The sequence below is a fragment of the Collinsella aerofaciens genome (genome assembly GCF_039062365.1).
GTDB lineage: Bacteria > Actinomycetota > Coriobacteriia > Coriobacteriales > Coriobacteriaceae > Collinsella.
The window spans coordinates 1-17,385 of record NZ_JBCJBI010000006.1 but is presented as its reverse complement, the minus strand read 5'-3'; the positions used below and the strand labels follow the sequence as shown (position 1 = coordinate 17,385).

The following is a 17,385-nucleotide window of genomic DNA, read 5'->3' as shown; positions in this document are numbered from 1 at the left end:
GTGTAAGCGATGTCGTTGAATCTGGGTAGCCTGGGCATGGAAGATGCCTCGTTTGACTTTGGCGGTTCCTACATCATGGCGCTCGACTGCGGCACCACCTCGGTACTTGCGACCATCGTCGACGAGTACGGATGCATCGTCGCGCAGGCACGTCGCAGCGTCAAAACCAGCTTCCCACGTCCCGGTTGGGTAGAGCAAGACCCCATGACGGTCCTTGCCAGCCAGATCGCCGTCATGATGGAAGTCCAGTTTAAGAGCGGTATCCACTCCGACCGCATTGCCGCCATCGGCATCTCCAACCAGCGCGAGACCACGGTGGTCTGGGACCGCGTGAGCGGCCAGCCCATCTATAACGCCATCGTATGGCAGTGCCGCCGTACCGCGCCGGCAATCGACGCGTTAGTTGAACAGGGTTGCGAGGAGCTGGTGCGCTCCCGCACGGGACTCACGCTCGACCCGTATTTCTCGGCCTCCAAGGTGCAGTGGATTCTCGACAACGTCGACGGCGCACGCGAGAGCGCGGCGGCGGGCGACCTCATGTTTGGCACCATCGACACCTGGCTCATCTACAACCTCACCGGCGGCCAGGTCTTTGCCACCGACTACACCAATGCCAGCCGCACGGCACTCTTTAATATCCATACGCTCGATTGGGACGACGATCTACTGGCGCTCTTTGACGTTCCACGTTCCATGATGCCCGAGGTTCGTTGGAGCTCGGGCGACTACGGCCGCGTCGCGAGCGATATCATGACCAACATGCCACCCATCATGGGCGTGGCGGGCGACCAGCAGGCGTCGCTGTTCGGCCACTGCTGCTTCCATCCCGGCCAGACCAAAAACACCTATGGCACGGGTTGCTTTATGCTCATGAACACCGGCGACGAGGTCGTCGAATCCAAGAACGGTCTGGTCTCCACGATCGGTATCGCCGCGGACGGCAAGATCAGCTATGCACTCGAGGGCTCCATCTTTGCTGCCGGTTCCACCATGAACTGGCTTCGCAATAACATGGGCATCATCTCGAGCGTGAGCGAGTCGGCACAACTCGCCGCTTCGATTAACGACAACGAGGGCTGCTACTTCGTCCCCGCCTTTGCGGGTCTGGGCGCTCCCTGGTGGGACCCGCATGCCCGCGGTATCGTGTGCGGTCTGACCGGCGCCTCGAGCCGTGCGACCATCGTACGTGCCGCCTGCGAATCCATGGCATATCAGAGCTACGACGTGCTGCGCGCCATGGAGCAGGACGTGGGGCTTTCGATCGAGCGCCTGTCTGTCGATGGCGGTGCCTCGCGCAACGAGTTCATCATGCAATTCCAGGCCGACCTGCTGGATATCCCCGTGCTGCAATGCGAGACGGTGGAGACCACGGCAATCGGCGCCGCGTACTTGGCGGGTCTTGCCGTCGGCTATTGGGAAGACCTGGAAGAGCTGGAGCAAAATGCCCAGATCGTTAGGACCTTCCTTCCCCACATGTCCGCCGAACGCCGCGAGAGCAATCTCGCTGGTTGGCGTGATGCCGTCAAGCGTTCGCTCAACACCGCTCAGTAGGGTTGCGACGACCTGCTCGATACAACAAACCGTTAAACTTATGCACGGCGCGCGGCAACAACGTCGCCATGCGCCTTGTCAGCAAGGCCATCTTCCGGCCGCAATGAAAGGGGCATCAACCCATGACCGTCACCTACGATACGTCCCGTGTGACCCTTGTCGATCACCCGCTCGTCCAGCACAAGCTGTCGATCTTGCGCGACAAGAGCACTGGCACCAACCAGTTCCGCCAGCTCGTGCGCGAGCTTGCGCTCTTTGACGGCTACGAGGCCATGCGCGACCTGCCCATGGAAGACGTCGAGGTCGAGACCCCCATCACCACCGCAACGTTTAAGCAGCTCGCCGGCAAAAAGCTCGCCATCGTTCCCATCCTGCGTGCGGGCCTCGGCATGGTCGACGGCATCCTCGACTTGGTACCCTCCGCTCGCGTGGGCCACATCGGTATGGAGCGCGACGAGGTCACCCACGAGCCGCACGAGTATTACTGCAAGATGCCCAAGGATATCGATCAGCGCATCTGCCTGGTTGTCGACCCCATGCTCGCCACGGGCGGTTCGGCCGAGATGGCCATCAGCTACCTGCGCGAGCGCGGTGTCAAGGATATCCGCATGCTGTGCATCGTCGCCGCGCCCGAGGGTCTCAAGTCGCTGACCGAGAAGGACCCCGATGTGCATATCTATACCTGCGCTATCGATGACCATCTCAACGAGGCCGCCTACATCGTTCCCGGCCTGGGCGACGCCGGCGACCGCATCTACGGTACGCTCTAGTCGTTGGGCCTTGTCGGCTACGGTCACAAATACGAAGAAATGGTGCGCGCGGGCGAGCAAAAGTCGTCCACGCGCACTTCTGTTAACGGACGTTTTGCGCTGAGGGGTTCGAAAAAACGTATTACCGTACCTGCGGCATAAAGAAGGCCTTAAGAAAACGTACAGGTGCGTATTAACCGTTTGTTTTACGGTTGTACTTTAGCGATTGGCTCGTACAATAGTCACCAATGTTTGGCTGGGACTGTGCTGTGAGGCGTTAAAAAGGAAAGCGAGGAAGCCAGTGTTTCAGATAGTCGATCTGCTCGCTATCGTTGCAGGCGCCATCGCGGGCGCAATTGCCTTCCTTCCCTTTGTTTTTACGCTCAAGCCGGTTCTTGACGATAAACAGAATGCGGACATGCTCAAGGGCATGGTGAGCCTGGCGGTCTCGGCAGTCGCCCTGCTCGTCTTTACCTTGGTTGTGTTTGCGTTGTTCGGAGAGGCATTTCGCATGTTCCTCCTGGGCGAGGCGATCGGCTTCGTGGCCTTTATGGCCGCCTGCACGGTTCGCGTCGCCAAGGCGCTGCGAGATCCTCATGAGGTCGAAAGGTAAGTCGTGGAAATTTTTGAAAAGCTGCCTGATGAGATTAATCATCTGGTCAGCGAGTTCAGCTCCACCCCTGTCGTGGGCGATTTGAGCTGCGGCATCACGCAGTACTCGTTTTGGCTGATCGTCTCCACGATCGTGCTCCTGATCGTCCTGGCCGTGTTCAAGAAGAAGCAGACCCTGGTTCCCAAGGGCTTCTTCGTCAACGGTTTCGAGTACATCATCGAGTACGTCGAGAACGATATCGGCAAGGGCGTCGTGGGTGAGAACTGGAAGAAGCACTTCCCGTTCCTGTGCTCGCTTTTCCTGTTCATCCTGATCAATAACATGATCGGCCTGATCCCGGGAATGAAGCCCGGCACCGGCGCAATCGGCTCCACCGCCGCGCTCGCCATTTTCGCCTTCGTGTACTTCATCTACTACGGATGCAAGGCTCACGGCGTGATCGGCTACATCAAGAGCCTCGCCCCGCAGGGCGTGAGCTTCCCGATGAACGTGCTCGTGTGGGTTGTCGAGCTATTCTCGACCTTCCTGCGCCTCATCACGCTCGCCGTTCGTCTGTTCTGCAACATGTTCGCAGGACACGTGGTCATGGGCTCGTTCGCCATCATGGCGAGCATGTTCATGCAGCCGCTGCTTCAGCAGGTTTCCGCGGCCCACGCCGTCGGCGCCCTGCCTTCGCTGGCCTGGCTTGCCATCCTCATCCTGATCTATGCGATCGAGCTTGTGGTCGGCGCCATCCAGGCTTACGTCTTCACGGTCCTTACCGCCGTGTATGTCTCCGAGGCAGAGGAGGTCGCGGAGGAGGAGTAATCTTCCGTTCGCGCCTTAAAGGTAAGGCAATTCGTTAAACCGCCGGTGCCCGTACCCATGGAGCCCGGCAGTTATAAAAAGGTTATCCTGCGTGAAATAAGACACGCACGACAAAGGAGGAATCGTGGGAGTTATCGGTTACGGTCTCGGTGTTATCGGCGCTGGTCTTGCTATCGGCCTGTCTGCTCTGGGTGCTACGGGTGCTATGGCCCGTCAGCCTGAGGTCCAGGGCCGCGTGTTCACCGTCTTCATCATGGGCTCCGCCTTCGGCGAGGCTCTGGCTCTGATCGGCTTCGTTGTCGCGCTGATCGTTAAATAGCACGGAGCGTCAAGTATGAATCTTTCATCCCAGAAGAGCGCGATCGCACTCTCCGCGTCCGCGGCCGCGCTGCTCATGCCGGTTTCCGCGTTCGCCGAGGACGGCGCTGCCGGTGCGGACATCCTCATCCCTAAGATGGCGGAGTTCATCCCGGCGCTTATCGCCTTCCTGATTATCTGGATCGTGCTGGCCAAGGTCGCCATGCCGGGCATCATGAAAACCATGGAGGAGCGCGGCAAGAAGATCGAGGAGAGCCTCGACGAGGCCGAGAAGACCAAGCAGGAGGCCATCGCCAAGCGCGCTGAGTCCGACTCGATCGTCACTGACGCCCGTCGTCAGGCTGCCGACATCGTTCTCGAGGCCCGTAAGGACGCCGAGTCCGAGCGCGCCCGTATCATCGAGGCTGCTCACAATGAGGCCGAGGAGATCATCGCCAAGGCCCATACGACCGTCGAGGACGAGCGCAAGTCCATCTACGCCGGTGCCGCGAGCTCCATCGCCGACCTGTCCGTTGCCGTCGCCACCAAGATCGTGGGCGAGGCACTCGAGGACGAGTCCGAGCAGAAGAAGCTCATCGAGCGCTACATCCAGGAAGCAGGTAGCCTGAATGCCGACTAGCCGCTATCAGGACAAGGTGCTCGAGACCTACGCGCGCTCCCTTTTGGAAGCCGCCAAGGCCGAGAACCATGTGTTCGAGGACCTCGAGATGATCGAGCGCCTGGCTAGCGCCAGCCCCGAGATCATCGCCGTGCTCGACACCATGTCCAAGCGCGACCAGCTCGACCTTCTTCCCAAGGTGGCAGCTGCCTTTAAGTATGTTGCCGAGGAAGACGAGGATGTAGTGGGCGTGACCGTCACCACGGCGATCCCGCTCGACGACGAGCTGCGTCAAACCATCACTAAGAAATGCGAGCAGGACTTCGGCCGCAAGGTATTCCTTATCGAGCAGGTCGACCCGTCTATCGTGGGCGGCCTGGTGCTCGAGGCCCGCGGCGAGCGTCGTGACATTTCCGTCAAGACGCAGCTGCGCATCGCGCAGGAGACCCTCGCAAACTCTGCTAATTCGTACGGAGGTGAAGCCTAATGTCCGAAACCCTCAATGCCCAGGATATCGCCAAGAAACTGCAGGAGCAGCTCACGAGCCTCTCCGCGACGGTCGATACGCATGAGGTTTCAACGGTCGACGAGGTAGGCGACGGCATCGCGCGCGTCTCCGGCCTCAAGAGCGCCATGGCAGGCGAGCTTCTGGAGTTCAAGAGCTCCGATACCGGTGAGACCGTCTTCGGCCTTGCCCAGAACCTTGACCGTGACGAGGTCGGCGCCGTTCTGTTCGGTGCCGTCGACTCCATCAAGGAAGGCGACGAGTGCCGCACCACTGGCCGCATTATGGATATCCCCGTGAGCCGTGCCATGCTCGGCCGCGTCGTCAATCCGCTCGGCCAGCCCATCGACGGCCTGGGCGACATCGTCGCCACGCATCGTCGCCCCATCGAGTTCAAGGCCCCCGGTGTCATCGACCGTACCCCGGTGTGCGAGCCGGTTCAGACCGGCCTGTTGGCCATCGACTCCATGGTGCCTATCGGCCGTGGTCAGCGTGAGCTCATCATCGGCGACCGCAAGACCGGTAAGACCGCCATTGCCATCGACGCTATCCTCAATCAGCGCGGCAAGGGCATGGTCTGCATCTATGTCGCCATCGGCCAGAAGGCCTCCACGGTTGCCAACATCCGCGAGACCCTCGCTCAGCACGGTGCGCTCGACTACACCATCATCGTTTCGGCCACCGCTGCCGATTCCGCCCCTATGCAGTACATCGCGCCTATGGCCGGTGCCGCTATCGGCGAGTTCTTTATGTACAACGGCGAGGACGGTAAGCCCGCCAGCGAGACCAACCCCGGCGGGCACGTGCTCGTCATCTACGACGACCTGTCCAAGCAGGCTGTGGCCTACCGTCAGATGTCGCTGACGCTGCATCGTCCGCCCGGACGCGAGGCCTATCCTGGCGACATCTTCTACCTGCACTCTCGTCTGCTCGAGCGTGCCGTCAAGATGTCCAAGAAGAACGGCTATGGCTCCATGACGGCACTGCCGATCATCGAGACCCAGGACGGCGACGTCTCGGCCTACATTCCGACCAACGTCATTTCCATTACCGATGGTCAGATCTACCTGCAGTCCGAGCTCTTCTTCCAGGGTCAGCGCCCGGCAGTCGACGTGGGCATCTCCGTGTCCCGCGTCGGTGGCGATGCGCAGACCAAGGCCATGAAGCAGGTCGCCGGCAACCTCCGTCTGGACCTCGCTTCCTATCAGGAGCTCGCTGGCTTTACCCAGTTTGGCTCCGACCTCGACGAGGCTACTCAGAAGCAGCTGACCCATGGTGCCCGCATGACCGAGCTCCTGAAGCAGCCGCGTTACAAGCCGTTTGAGGTTGGCGAGCAGATCGTTACGCTGTTCGCTGGCAACGAGGGCTTCCTGGATGACCTGGAGATCGCCGACGTGCTGCCTTTCCGTGCCGAGCTCATCGAGTACATGGACAATGGCTTTGGCTCGCTGCTCGACAAGGTTCGCGCCAAGAAGATCGATGATGACACCAAGGCTGAGCTCTTGCGCGTCATCGGCGACTTCAAGCAGCAGTTCATGGCCAAGCACCATTCGGATGTTTCTGGATCAGAGGAGAACTAAGCCCCATGGCCAACCTTCGCGACATTAAGAAGCGAATCTCCTCGGTTACCACGACCAAGCAGATCACGCGCACGATGGAGATGGTCTCTACGGCCAAGATCCGTCGTGCCCTCGATCGCTCCAAGCAGGCCGAGCCCTATAAGGAGGCGCTGACCGACGTCATGTTGACGGTCGCCGGCGACGCCTCCTGTTCGGGCACCGATCCCATGCTGCAGAAGCATGAGAGCGTCAAGCATGGCCTGATTGTCGTTATTGCCTCGGACCGCGGCCTTGCCGGCGGTTTCAATACGACGGTGGAGCGCACGGCCGAAAAGCTCGCCGCTTCTTGGGCGAACGACGGCATCGAGTGCGAGATCATCGCGTGCGGGCGTAAGCCGGCCACGTATTTCCGTGACCGCGCAAACGTCGTCATGCACTTTGAGGGCAACTCCTCTGAGCCCGATTTTAATCAGGCCCGCATGATCTCCTCTCATATCTGCGATGCGTATCGTGCCGGTGAGCTTGACCGTGTCGAGCTTGTCTACCACCACGCCAAGAACCGCGTGGATCAGGAGCTTCGCGTCGAGCATCTGTTGCCGCTCGACCCCGAGATGATCGCTATGGCCCACGGTCCGCGTAAGAACGAGACCGACGCCCCTAAGCGCATCTCGTCCACGTTCGAGTTCGTGCCCTCTCCCGAGCATGTTCTCGGCAAGCTTGTGCCGTCTTATATCCTGACGGTCATCTACCAGGCCCTGATCGATTCGGCGGCTGCCGAGCAGGGTGCACGCCGCAAGGCCATGCACTCCGCGACGGAAAACGCCACCGCGATCATCTCGACCCTTACCCGCACGTATAGTCGCGTGCGCCAGGCTTCGATCACGACCGAGATTAACGAGATCGTCGGCGGAGCCTCAGCATTGGAGGAACAGTAATGGCTAATAACACCGTAAAGCTTGCGGTCGAGGAAGCCACCAAGAAGACGACTGCCGGTGATGGTCGCATCGTGCGAATCATCGGCCCTGTCGTCGACGTCAAGTTTGACGGCGCGGTGCCCCCGATCTACAACGCGCTCACGGTCGAGGCCGAGACCCCGATCGGTCATCTGAGCACGATCCTCGAGGTCGAGAGCCAGCTTCCGGGCGGCGTCGTCCGCACGGTCGCCATGTCCTCGACCGACGGCCTGCAGCGCGGCCTCATCGCCACCGATACCGGTGAGCCCATGAAGATGCCCGTTGGCCCCAAGACGCTCGGCCGCATTTGGAACGTCATGGGCAAGCCCGTCGACGGCAAGCCCATGCCCGAGGTGGAGGAGTTCTACCCCATCCACCATGCAGCGCCCCGTTTCGACGAGCTCACCACCAAGACCGAGATCTTCGAGACCGGCATCAAGGCCGTCGACCTGCTCGAGCCCTACATCCGTGGCGGCAAGACGGGCCTGTTCGGCGGCGCCGGCGTCGGCAAGACCGTTCTGATTCAGGAGCTCATCAACAACCTCGCCCAGGAGCACGGCGGCACCTCGGTGTTCACCGGCGTCGGCGAGCGTACCCGCGAGGGCACCGACCTGTTCCTCGAGATGAGCGAGTCTGGCGTTATCGACAAGACCTGCTTGGTCTATGGTCAGATGAACGAGCCGCCCGGAGCGCGTCTGCGCATCGGTCTGGCCGGCCTTACCACCGCTGAGTACTTCCGCGATCGTGGCCAGGACGTTCTGCTATTCATCGACAACATCTTCCGCTTCTCCCAGGCAGGTTCCGAGGTTTCCGCACTGCTGGGCCGTATGCCGTCCGCCGTTGGTTACCAGCCCACGCTGGCAACCGAGATGGGCGACCTCCAGGAGCGCATTACCTCGACCAAGACGGGCTCCATTACCTCCGTCCAGGCTGTCTACGTCCCCGCAGACGACCTGACCGACCCGGCGCCTGCCACGACGTTTACGCACCTCGACGCCACCACGGTTCTTTCGCGTAGCATTTCGTCGCTCGGCCTTTTCCCGGCTATTGACCCGCTCGCGTCTTCCTCCGACGCTCTCGATCCCTCGATCGTTGGCGAGGAGCACTACCGTGTCGCCGTCAAGGTCCAGGAGCTCCTGCAGGAGTACTCCGACCTTCAGGACATCATCGCCATTCTGGGTATGGACGAGCTGTCCGAGGAGCAGCGTCTTACGGTCAACCGTGCCCGTAAGATTCAGCAGTTCCTCTCGCAGTCCTTCCACGTCGCCGAGAAGTTCACCGGCAACCCCGGTGTCTACGTCCGCGTCGAGGATACCGTCCGCTCCTTCGCCGAGATTGTCGACGGCAAGGCCGATGACCTGCCCGAGCAGGCTTTCCGCTATGCTTCCACGATTGAGGACGTGCGCGAGCGCGCCCGCAAGATGGGGGAGAAGTAGGTTATGCGTATCCGCATCGTGTGCCCCGTGAGCTGCGCCTATGAGGGCGACGCTGCGTTTGTGTCGATTCCGTCCACGGATGGCGAGTTTGGTGTTCTGCCTGCTCACTCCAGCGAGATCTGCACGATCGACCGCGGTTACGTTCGCGTTTCCGATAAGGCCATGGGCACTGTCGACCACACGTTTGCCGTGGCCGGCGGCTATGCCCAGGTTGCGGACGATGTCGTGACCGTTCTCGCCGAGCGCGCTTGCGATTTGGCGACCGTCGATGCCGACAAGCTTAAAGCTGATATTCAAGGTTTTGAAGAGAAGCTGGGTAATTTGTCGGAGGATGATGCACGCCGCGCCTACCTCTATAATGAAATCGCATGGTGTAAGCTCAAGCTTGCCCAATAGTCAAACGATTTAGCGTTCGACCATTTGCGAACACATCATGCCCGGGATGGCCCAGCCATCCCGGGCATGCTTTTTGAAAGGGTAGACCTTGGATATTATCCGCGTTGAGGGTGGCCACGCCATCGGAGGCTCCGTGCCCGTTTCGGGCGCCAAGAACTCCGCACTCAAACTCATGGCGGCAACGCTTCTGGCGCCGGGCAAGACGACGCTGCAGAACGTGCCCGATATTTCCGATGTCCACGTGATGGGCAAGGTGCTCAAGGGCATGGGCGCTACGATCGATGTTCTCGATGAGCACACGCTCGAGATTGATACCTCTCAGGTCGATTCTTGGGAGGCCCCCTACGAGCTCGTCGCTAAGATGCGTGCTTCCACCGCCGTCATGGGACCTCTGCTGGGCCGCTTCCATCGCGCCAAGATCGCCATGCCGGGCGGCTGCAACCTGGGTGCTCGCAAGATCGATATGCACATTCTTGGTCTCGAGGCCCTGGGCGTTGAGTTCGATACCGCCCACGGTTACATCAACGCTAATGCGCCCCAAGGTCTGCGCGGTACCACCGTCACGCTCGAGTTCGCCAGTGTCGGTGCGACCGAGAACCTCATTATGGCATCCGTGCGCGCGAAGGGTACCACGGTTATCGACAATGCCGCCCGCGAGCCCGAGATCGTCGATCTCGCCAACATGCTCAACGAGATGGGCGCCAAGATTGTTGGCGCCGGTACGCCCGTCGTGACTATCGAAGGTGTGGAAGAGCTCCATCCCGTTACCCATCGCGTGGTGGGCGACCGCATCGAGGCCGGTACCTTTATCGTTGCCGGTGCGCTGATGGCCGACGATCGCGGTGTCGATGTCACGGGCTTTTGCCCCATTCACTTGGGCATGGTGCTCAAGAAGATGGAGCTCATGGGTATCGACTGCGAGCGCGTCGAAGATGGCGTCCATGTGAACCGTGCCGAGCGTATCAAGCCGGTCGACATCCAGACGCTTCCGTTCCCCGGCTTCCCAACGGACATGCAGGCACAGATTATGGTACTCTCCGCCCTTGCCGATGGCAGTTCCGTTATTACCGAAAACATCTTCGAGAATCGCTTTATGTTTGCCTCTGAGCTGGTGCGCATGGGTGCCGACATTCGTATCGAGAGCCATCATGCCATGATTCATGGCGTCAAGGGCTTCTCGGGTGCACAGGTTACCTCGCCCGATCTGCGCGGCGGAGCGGCCCTCGTCGTAGCGGGCTTGATCGCCGACGGGACGACCGAGGTTTCGGCCATCCATCACATCAAGCGCGGCTACGAGCAGTTTGTCGAAAAGCTGCAGGCGCTTGGCGCGCATGTCGAGCATGCTACCGTCCCCGATCCCGTCATCTACTAATACAGGTTGCCTATGTTTAATAAAAAGCCCCTCGCGGATACCACCGCCCGAAGACCCTCAACTGGTGCGCAGGCCAAGATCTACAGTCGCGATAACGTGGCTCGCTATTCCGAGCGCGCTCGTCAACGTCGTCGTAGCCACACGATTCGTCACGTCGCGCTCATTGTCGTGCTTGGCGTGCTGCTGAGTGCCACTACCGCTGCCGGCCTGTGGTTTGCCACCATTATGGGCAAGCTCGGCGATTCCAATGTCATTACCGACAATCTGCGTCGGGTTCTGGTTGACACCGATGAGGCAAAGGATCCGTTCTACGTGCTGCTTCTTGGCACCGACGGCCGTCCGGGCGAGGATACGTATCGTGCCGACTCGATTATCCTGGCACGCATCGACCCCACGCAAAAGCAGGCGACGCTCATTTCCGTTCCGCGCGACACCAAGGTCGAGTACAAGGGCGAGACCATGAAGATCAACGCCTGCCATACCGTTGGCGGCGCCGAGGCCATGGTCGAGGCGGTCAACGAGCTGTGCGGTGTTCAGATTTCCCACTATGCCGAGGTCAGCTTCGACGGTATGCAGGCGCTGATTGATTCGGTTGGCGGTATCGACATTAACGCAACCGATGATGTTGACGACCCCGAGCACCTGGATATTAAGATTACCGCTGGCCAGCAGCATATGGACGGTGCCACCGCCCTTACCTATGCCCGCTGCCGCTACACCTATGCCGACGGCGATTACACGCGCATGCGCCACCAGCGTCAGGTGCTTGGCGCCCTTGCCAACCAGATTCTCAATAACTTCGATGCCACGAAGATCTTTGGCCTGGTTAATTCGCTGTCCGATATGCTCGTAACCGATATGAGCGTTCAGGATATCGTGGCTACGGTCAACGCCATGCGCGGTATGGATGTCGACGGTATCTACTCGGCCAACCTGCCCTCGTACGCCGACGACAGCACCATGATCGACGGTGTGAGCTACGTCTTTGTCTACGAGGACGAGCTCAAGGAAATGATGGAGCGCGTCGATGCCGGCAAGGACCCCAAGGGTTCCAACACCATGGGCCTTTCCGACGGTTCCAGCTCTACGATCGGCGACCTGAACAACAACACGTCTGACGACTACGCAAATGGTACCGCAACCTCATCGGTCAGCTCTGACGATTCCGATGACTCAAGCGATTCGAGCGATTCGGACTACTACGAAGAGCCCACCGGCGACGGCAACGGCTACGAGGCCAACTATTAGAGTTACGCGGGCTTACCAGCCCGCGTAACGGCTCGACGCTGCGCGCCGCCCAGAGCGACAATTTGTCATTCAAAAGGCAGGGCATGACCAGAAGGTCAATGCCCTGCCTTTTTCATGCCAACTTGTTCGCTCTGGACGTCGCTCGCTGACGTTGATTCAACCAGCGATGTCGTCACTTGCAGTTGGGTAGTCCACTTGGCACTTGGGGACGTTCCTTATGTGCCGGCAGTTTGGGACACTCCTTGCGTTAAGAGGCTGGCGTGCGTCAACCTGTTCTCATTGCAGCATAAAAAATCGCCCCGTTCTTGGTTGAGGACGGGGCGATTCGTCTTTTGGACTTGTGCAGCCAGGCTTATGCAAAGCGGGCGACGAGCTCCTGGAGCACGTCGGTCATCTTGACGAGCGAACTGACCGGGACGAACTCGTTGACGCCGTGGTAGCAATAGCCGCCGGTGGAAAGGTTGGGGCAGGGCAGACCGCGGAACGACAGCTGAGCGCCGTCGGTGCCGCCACGAATCGGCAGCACTTGGGGCTCAACGCCGCAGGCAAGATAGGCTTCCTTGGCAACATCAATAAGCTCGGGATAGTCACGAACGATCTCGGCCATATTTCGATACTGCTGCTTAATCTCGACCGTCACGCGCTCCTCACCCAGACGCTGGTTGAGCATCGAGGCGGCGGCATCAATAAGGTCGAGTTTCTGCTGGAACTTGGCGGCGTCATGGTCGCGGACGATATAGCGCGCTGTGGCGTGATCGACGGTCGCAGATACACCCTCAAGGTGATAAAAGCCCTCGTAGCCTTCCGTATACTCCGGTCGCTGCACGTAGGGGAGCAACGCGTTGAAGTCGCAGAACAGATTGCCTGCGTTGACCATACGGCCCTTAGCGTCGCCCGGGTGGATGGACTGGCCCTCAAAGCGGACGGTCGCCTCGGCGGCGTTAAAGCACTCCCACTCCAGTTCGCCGATGGGGCCACCGTCGACCGTGTAGGCGTACTTGCAGCCAAAGGTATCGATATCCAACAGCTCGGCTCCGTGGCCGATCTCCTCGTCAGGGCAGAAGCAAATGCCGAGTGCGGGATGGGGCAGAGAAGGGTCCTGAGCGATACGCGCGACAAGCGACATGATCTCGGCGACGCCTGCCTTGTCATCCGCGCCCAGCAGCGTGGTGCCATCGCTGCAGACCAGGTCCTCACCCGCGAGGTCATTCAGGGCGGGAAGCTTGGCGGCACTCATGGCAACGGGCTTACCGTCAACCGTGCCGCAGACCAGGTCGCCACCTTCGTAGTGTACGATGTGCGGCTTCACGCCGGCGCCCGGTGCAACTTCGGTGGTGTCGAGATGGGCGATCAGGCCCAGGGCGGGCTTGTCCTCAGCGCCCGCACTTGCGGGGATATGCGCGCAGACATAGGCGTGCTCGGTCACGTGGGCATCTTCCGCACCAAGCTCGCGCAGCTCTTCAGCCAGCACGTTGGCAAGGTCAAACTGAACGGCGCTCGAGGGTACCTGGTCGCAGTTTGCATCCTCGGACTGCGTGTTGATCTGGACGTAGCGCAAAAAGCGTTCGAGGACATCGGGGCTTGTGGTGGTGTTTTCCATAAAGACCGCTCCAATCTTGGTCGTCGTGTGCAACAAGAACTCTAGCACGGTATGCCACGGCATACCACGACGCTTGGATGGGGTAGAATCAGCCATTGAATGCAGAAGGGACGGAAGATCATGGATACGACAAATAGCTCGCGCGAACTACATCTGACGGTGGCGAACGAAGACTACTTGGAGTGCATGGTTCGCATTGAAAGCGAAGAGGGGGAAACCAACGGCGTGCGATCGGTCGACATCGCGCAGCGCCTTGGCGTCTCCAAGGCATCGGTCAATAAAGCGGTTTCGGCGCTCAAGGCATCCGAGCTTGTCGAGCAATCGCACTACGGCAAGGTAATCCTGACCGATCGCGGTCGCGAGGTTGGCACGGCTATCTGGTACCGTCATCGCCTCATCCGCACGTTTTTGGTTCAGGAGCTCGGTGTCGAATTTGAGCGAGCCGATTCCGAGGCCTGCATGATGGAGCATGCGCTTTCCGAGGACACGATGAACCGCTGGCTCGCCTATCTCGAAAAGCAGGGAATCAGCGTCGAGGAATAGCGGGATATATATGGATACGAGTTATTACAACCGCTTTGGTGCCGAGGAGCTTGCGCGCCGCTTGTCGAGCGAGACCTTGTTGGCGCAGGGCCCCATGGGCAGTGTTCTGTTGAGTGAGTACGATGCCGCCGACATTCCACCGGCGTTTTGGAATCTGGCAGAGCCGCAGACCGTTTCTCGTATCCATCGCTTGTATGTCGCCGCCGGCGCGCAGGTGCTCATTACCAACACCTTTCAGGCATCGAGCTATGCCCTCAAGCACGACCAGATTGCGCCGTCCGTGGCGGAGGTCAATCGCGGGGCCGTCGACGATGCCCGCCAGGCGCACCCTCAGCTGCTGCTGGGCTCGATGGGCCCGATCGGTATTGAGTGGTTTGCCGAGGACTCTGCCGAGTATCGTGAAATCCGAGGCATTGCGCGCGAACAGGCGCACGCCTTGCTCAATGCCGGCGTTGACGGTCTGCTGATCGAGACGGTGACGTCTATCCGTAATTTGCAGCCCATGCTTGCCGGCGCCCGAGATGCCGCCGACGGCATGCCTGTTCTGGTGAGTTTTGTCGTTGACGATAAAGGCGACCTGTTGGGCGATGGCCTCAACATCGAGGCAGCCGTTTTGTACGCCGAAAAACACGGCGCAAACTCGGTTGGTGTTAATTGCTGTTCGCTTGCGGCCGCGAACGCGGCGGTGCCCAGGATGGTTACATCGGCGACTACTCCCGTCACGGTGCGTCCCAACGTAGGCGATCCGGTCCAGACTCAGGATGGCCCCGTATGGCACGAGAACCCCGAAGCTTTCGCGCGCGCATGCATCGAATGGAGACATGCCGGTGCCGCAATGGTGGGCAGTTGCTGTGGAACCACGGCAATCACTACGGCCGCGATGGCCGAGGCGCTCGATATATAAAGGGCAAAACCGCTCCATACGGGGCGGTTTTTTTTATTGCTTGCATGTCCTCGGCAGCATTTGCCCAAATGGTGAATGCTGGTGCCGGCAGGTTGCCGAGTGCATGTTGCGGGTATACCCCATGCGTACCATGATCCAAACACTGTGAGGTGTCTGCGCGTGTGCGCGATAATTCATTTTGGAACTGACGGTTGGCGCGCTCGCGTCGATGAGGACTTCACTGCCGATAACGTTGCCCGTATCGCCGATGCCGTCGGCGAGTTGTGGCAAAAGACCAATCCGGGCAAAACGGTATATATAGGGTTCGACACCCGGCCCCTGGCGCGCGAGTTCGCTGAGCTTGCGGCGGGTGTGCTAGCAGCGCACGGGCTAGACGCCGTGCTCGCTTCGCGACCTGTCCCGACCCCTGCCCTTACGTGGGCGGCGGCTTATGACGGTGAAGCGTGCGGCGCGCTCATGGTGACGGGGTCCCATCATCCGCAGGGCTATCTGTGCCTCAAGATTCGCATGGGTGACGGCTCGACCGCCAACCAGGATGTCATCGAAGAGCTCGAAGAGACTATGGCTCCCGAGCCAATGGGGATCGAGGGGCAATATCGCACCGCGGATATCATTCCTGACTATATGCAGGCGGTGGCATCGTTTGTCGATGCCGAAGCCATCCGCGCCGCGCACCTGCGCGTGGTTGTCGATCCCATGGGCGGCGCAGCCCAGGGCTATCTAGCCGACTTGCTGCGCGAGCTTGGCGTTGAGGTGCACGAGATTCACGCCGGGCAGGCGTCTGACCAAGAAGATATCTGCCCCGACCCCGTTGAGCCTTGGGTGGACGCTTGCGAGCGCACGGTTGTCGAGGACGGAGCTTGCGCTGGCCTGGTGACCGACGGCGACGCCGACCGTATCGGCGCGGTTGACGAGCGCGGCAGATATATACATCCGCATCAGATCATGGCGCTCGTTTTGGGCGACTTGGTTCAATTTCGTAATTTGGAGGGGCGCGTCGTCGTCAATCTTTCATGCTCGACGCTCGTACGTCGCATTGCCGAGGCGCTTGGCTGCCGCGTGACCGTCAAACCAGTCGGTTTCAAATATATAGCGGCGGAGATGAAGAAGGGCGGCGTCCTCATAGGCGGCGAAGAAGCCGGTGGCATCGGCATCGCCGCGCATATGCCCGAGCGCGATGGAATCCTCGCCTGTCTGATTCTGTGTGAGCTTATGGCAAAGACGGACGCGCCTTTGGGCGTTCTGGTCGACCAACTCGAGGACAGTTTTGGTAAGACGAGTTACGGTCGACGCGATTTGCGCCTTGAGGCCGAAGATGCCGAAACGTTACGAACCCTGCTGCCGGGCGTAAACCCCAAGTCGATTTGTGGCAAGGTGCCGCAAAACGTTAGTCATATGGACGGCTTGCGTTTGTCATTCGAGGATGACACGTGGCTGCTGGTTCGTCCTAGCGGGACCGAACCAGTGGTGCGCGTCTACGCCGAGGGGTTCTCGGTGGAAGAACGTGATGAGTTGCTCGATGCTGGCTGTGCTTTAGCTAGGGGGACGTATCCACTTTAACCATGAGACTGCCTTATATAAAGAGATGCTCGGCGAGCGGTAGTTAACGGCTGGCAAACGTTAGTCGGATCACAAGATGTGTAGGAAATGTGTACGCCCAGATTCCCGCCCCCGGGACCCCTCCGGTCTGGCAATATATCTCCTTGCCGCGCGGCCCGGTGCAACCGGATCAGCCGCAAAGCGTGCACCTTGAGAACCGGATACTGCGAGGATGGACACATTGAGTGTCGCATCCGGGCAGACATCGAACCATTTGAAATGGTCTAACTTGGATTTGTTTTTCGCAAGGCCGCCGAGAGGCGGCCCCGAGAAATTCCTTTTCCTATACTAAAACCATATGAATCGAACGGAACCGATCAGCGAATGACTGAGAGGACCGGACGGGCTCGAAGCCCATACATTTTGGACGGAGAGTTCGATCCTGGCTCAGGATGAACGCTGGCGGCGCGCCTAACACATGCAAGTCGAACGGCACCTATCTTCGGATAGAAGCGAGTGGCGAACGGCTGAGTAACACGTGGAGAACCTGCCCCCTCCCCCGGGATAGCCGCCCGAAAGGACGGGTAATACCGGATACCCCGGGGTGCCGCATGGCGCCCCGGCTAAAGCCCCGACGGGAGGGGATGGCTCCGCGGCCCATCAGGTAGACGGCGGGGTGACGGCCCACCGTGCC

The 17,385-nt window shown here is 60.1% G+C and carries 17 protein-coding genes and 1 rRNA gene; 17 read left to right on the top strand and 1 reads right to left on the bottom strand.

Annotation, left to right across the window (positions count from 1 at the left end; genetic code table 11):
- Positions 1–9 precede the first annotated feature (9 nt).
- The 13 genes from glpK to ABCN01_RS04375 all read left to right on the top strand — a co-directional run bounded on the left by glpK (position 10) and on the right by ABCN01_RS04375 (position 12,105).
- A complete protein-coding gene (gene glpK, locus ABCN01_RS04435; RefSeq protein WP_342996144.1) occupies positions 10–1,551 on the top strand; it encodes a glycerol kinase GlpK in 1,542 nt (513 codons plus the stop codon).
- A gap of 122 nt (positions 1,552–1,673) precedes the next feature.
- Entirely contained in the window at positions 1,674–2,321 is a 648-nt protein-coding gene (upp, locus tag ABCN01_RS04430; protein ID WP_118376863.1) for a uracil phosphoribosyltransferase, read from the top strand.
- Positions 2,322–2,601: 280 nt separating this feature from the next.
- Positions 2,602–2,913 (top strand): hypothetical protein, encoded by a 312-nt coding sequence (locus tag ABCN01_RS04425; RefSeq protein ID WP_342996143.1) that lies wholly within the window; start codon positions 2,602–2,604, stop codon positions 2,911–2,913.
- 3 nt (positions 2,914–2,916) lie between these two features.
- Positions 2,917–3,720, top strand: a complete 804-nt coding sequence (atpB, locus tag ABCN01_RS04420) for a F0F1 ATP synthase subunit A (RefSeq protein WP_022094263.1) — start codon at positions 2,917–2,919, stop codon at positions 3,718–3,720.
- A 124-nt stretch (positions 3,721–3,844) separates the two neighbouring features.
- On the top strand, positions 3,845–4,039 hold the full coding sequence (locus tag ABCN01_RS04415; RefSeq protein ID WP_022094262.1) for an ATP synthase subunit c family protein: 195 nt from the start codon (positions 3,845–3,847) through the stop codon (positions 4,037–4,039).
- 15 nt (positions 4,040–4,054) lie between these two features.
- A complete protein-coding gene (atpF, locus tag ABCN01_RS04410; protein ID WP_342996141.1) occupies positions 4,055–4,657 on the top strand; it encodes a F0F1 ATP synthase subunit B in 603 nt (200 codons plus the stop codon).
- Positions 4,647–5,123 (top strand): F0F1 ATP synthase subunit delta, encoded by a 477-nt coding sequence (locus tag ABCN01_RS04405; RefSeq protein ID WP_006235713.1) that lies wholly within the window; start codon positions 4,647–4,649, stop codon positions 5,121–5,123. The genes atpF and ABCN01_RS04405 overlap by 11 nt, the downstream gene beginning before the upstream one ends.
- Positions 5,123–6,721, top strand: a complete 1,599-nt coding sequence (gene atpA, locus ABCN01_RS04400; RefSeq protein WP_035138794.1) for a F0F1 ATP synthase subunit alpha — start codon at positions 5,123–5,125, stop codon at positions 6,719–6,721. Before ABCN01_RS04405 ends, atpA begins: the two co-directional genes overlap by 1 nt.
- 5 nt (positions 6,722–6,726) lie before the next feature.
- Complete coding sequence (atpG, locus tag ABCN01_RS04395) at positions 6,727–7,635, top strand: ATP synthase F1 subunit gamma (RefSeq protein ID WP_006235716.1); 909 nt, start codon at positions 6,727–6,729, stop codon at positions 7,633–7,635.
- Positions 7,635–9,089 carry a F0F1 ATP synthase subunit beta gene (atpD, locus tag ABCN01_RS04390; RefSeq protein WP_006235717.1) on the top strand — a complete coding sequence of 485 codons (1,455 nt, stop codon included), beginning with the start codon at positions 7,635–7,637 and terminating at the stop codon, positions 9,087–9,089. The genes atpG and atpD overlap by 1 nt, the downstream gene beginning before the upstream one ends.
- A 3-nt stretch (positions 9,090–9,092) precedes the next feature.
- Entirely contained in the window at positions 9,093–9,485 is a 393-nt protein-coding gene (gene atpC, locus ABCN01_RS04385) for an ATP synthase F1 subunit epsilon (RefSeq protein WP_006235718.1), read from the top strand.
- An 88-nt stretch (positions 9,486–9,573) separates the two neighbouring features.
- Complete coding sequence (gene murA / locus ABCN01_RS04380) at positions 9,574–10,857, top strand: UDP-N-acetylglucosamine 1-carboxyvinyltransferase (RefSeq protein WP_117821434.1); 1,284 nt, start codon at positions 9,574–9,576, stop codon at positions 10,855–10,857.
- Positions 10,858–10,869: 12 nt separating this feature from the next.
- On the top strand, positions 10,870–12,105 hold the full coding sequence (locus ABCN01_RS04375) for an LCP family protein (protein WP_342996138.1): 1,236 nt from the start codon (positions 10,870–10,872) through the stop codon (positions 12,103–12,105).
- Positions 12,106–12,457: 352 nt separating this feature from the next.
- Here the strand turns inward: ABCN01_RS04375 and pepT are convergent, their stop codons facing one another.
- Positions 12,458–13,705: a peptidase T gene (gene pepT / locus ABCN01_RS04370; protein WP_342996215.1), complete on the bottom strand. Its 1,248-nt coding sequence runs from the start codon at positions 13,703–13,705 to the stop codon at positions 12,458–12,460.
- A 120-nt stretch (positions 13,706–13,825) separates the two neighbouring features.
- Here pepT and ABCN01_RS04365 point away from each other — a divergent pair, with 120 nt between their 5' ends.
- The 4 genes from ABCN01_RS04365 to ABCN01_RS04350 all read left to right on the top strand — a co-directional run.
- Entirely contained in the window at positions 13,826–14,248 is a 423-nt protein-coding gene (locus tag ABCN01_RS04365) for a metal-dependent transcriptional regulator (RefSeq protein WP_117564991.1), read from the top strand.
- Between the two features lie 10 nt (positions 14,249–14,258).
- Positions 14,259–15,152, top strand: a complete 894-nt coding sequence (locus ABCN01_RS04360) for a homocysteine S-methyltransferase family protein (protein ID WP_342996135.1) — start codon at positions 14,259–14,261, stop codon at positions 15,150–15,152.
- 159 nt (positions 15,153–15,311) lie between these two features.
- Entirely contained in the window at positions 15,312–16,712 is a 1,401-nt protein-coding gene (locus tag ABCN01_RS04355) for a phosphoglucomutase/phosphomannomutase family protein (protein WP_271734731.1), read from the top strand.
- 403 nt (positions 16,713–17,115) lie between these two features.
- A 16S ribosomal RNA gene (locus ABCN01_RS04350) occupies positions 17,116–17,385 on the top strand; the annotation flags it as partial.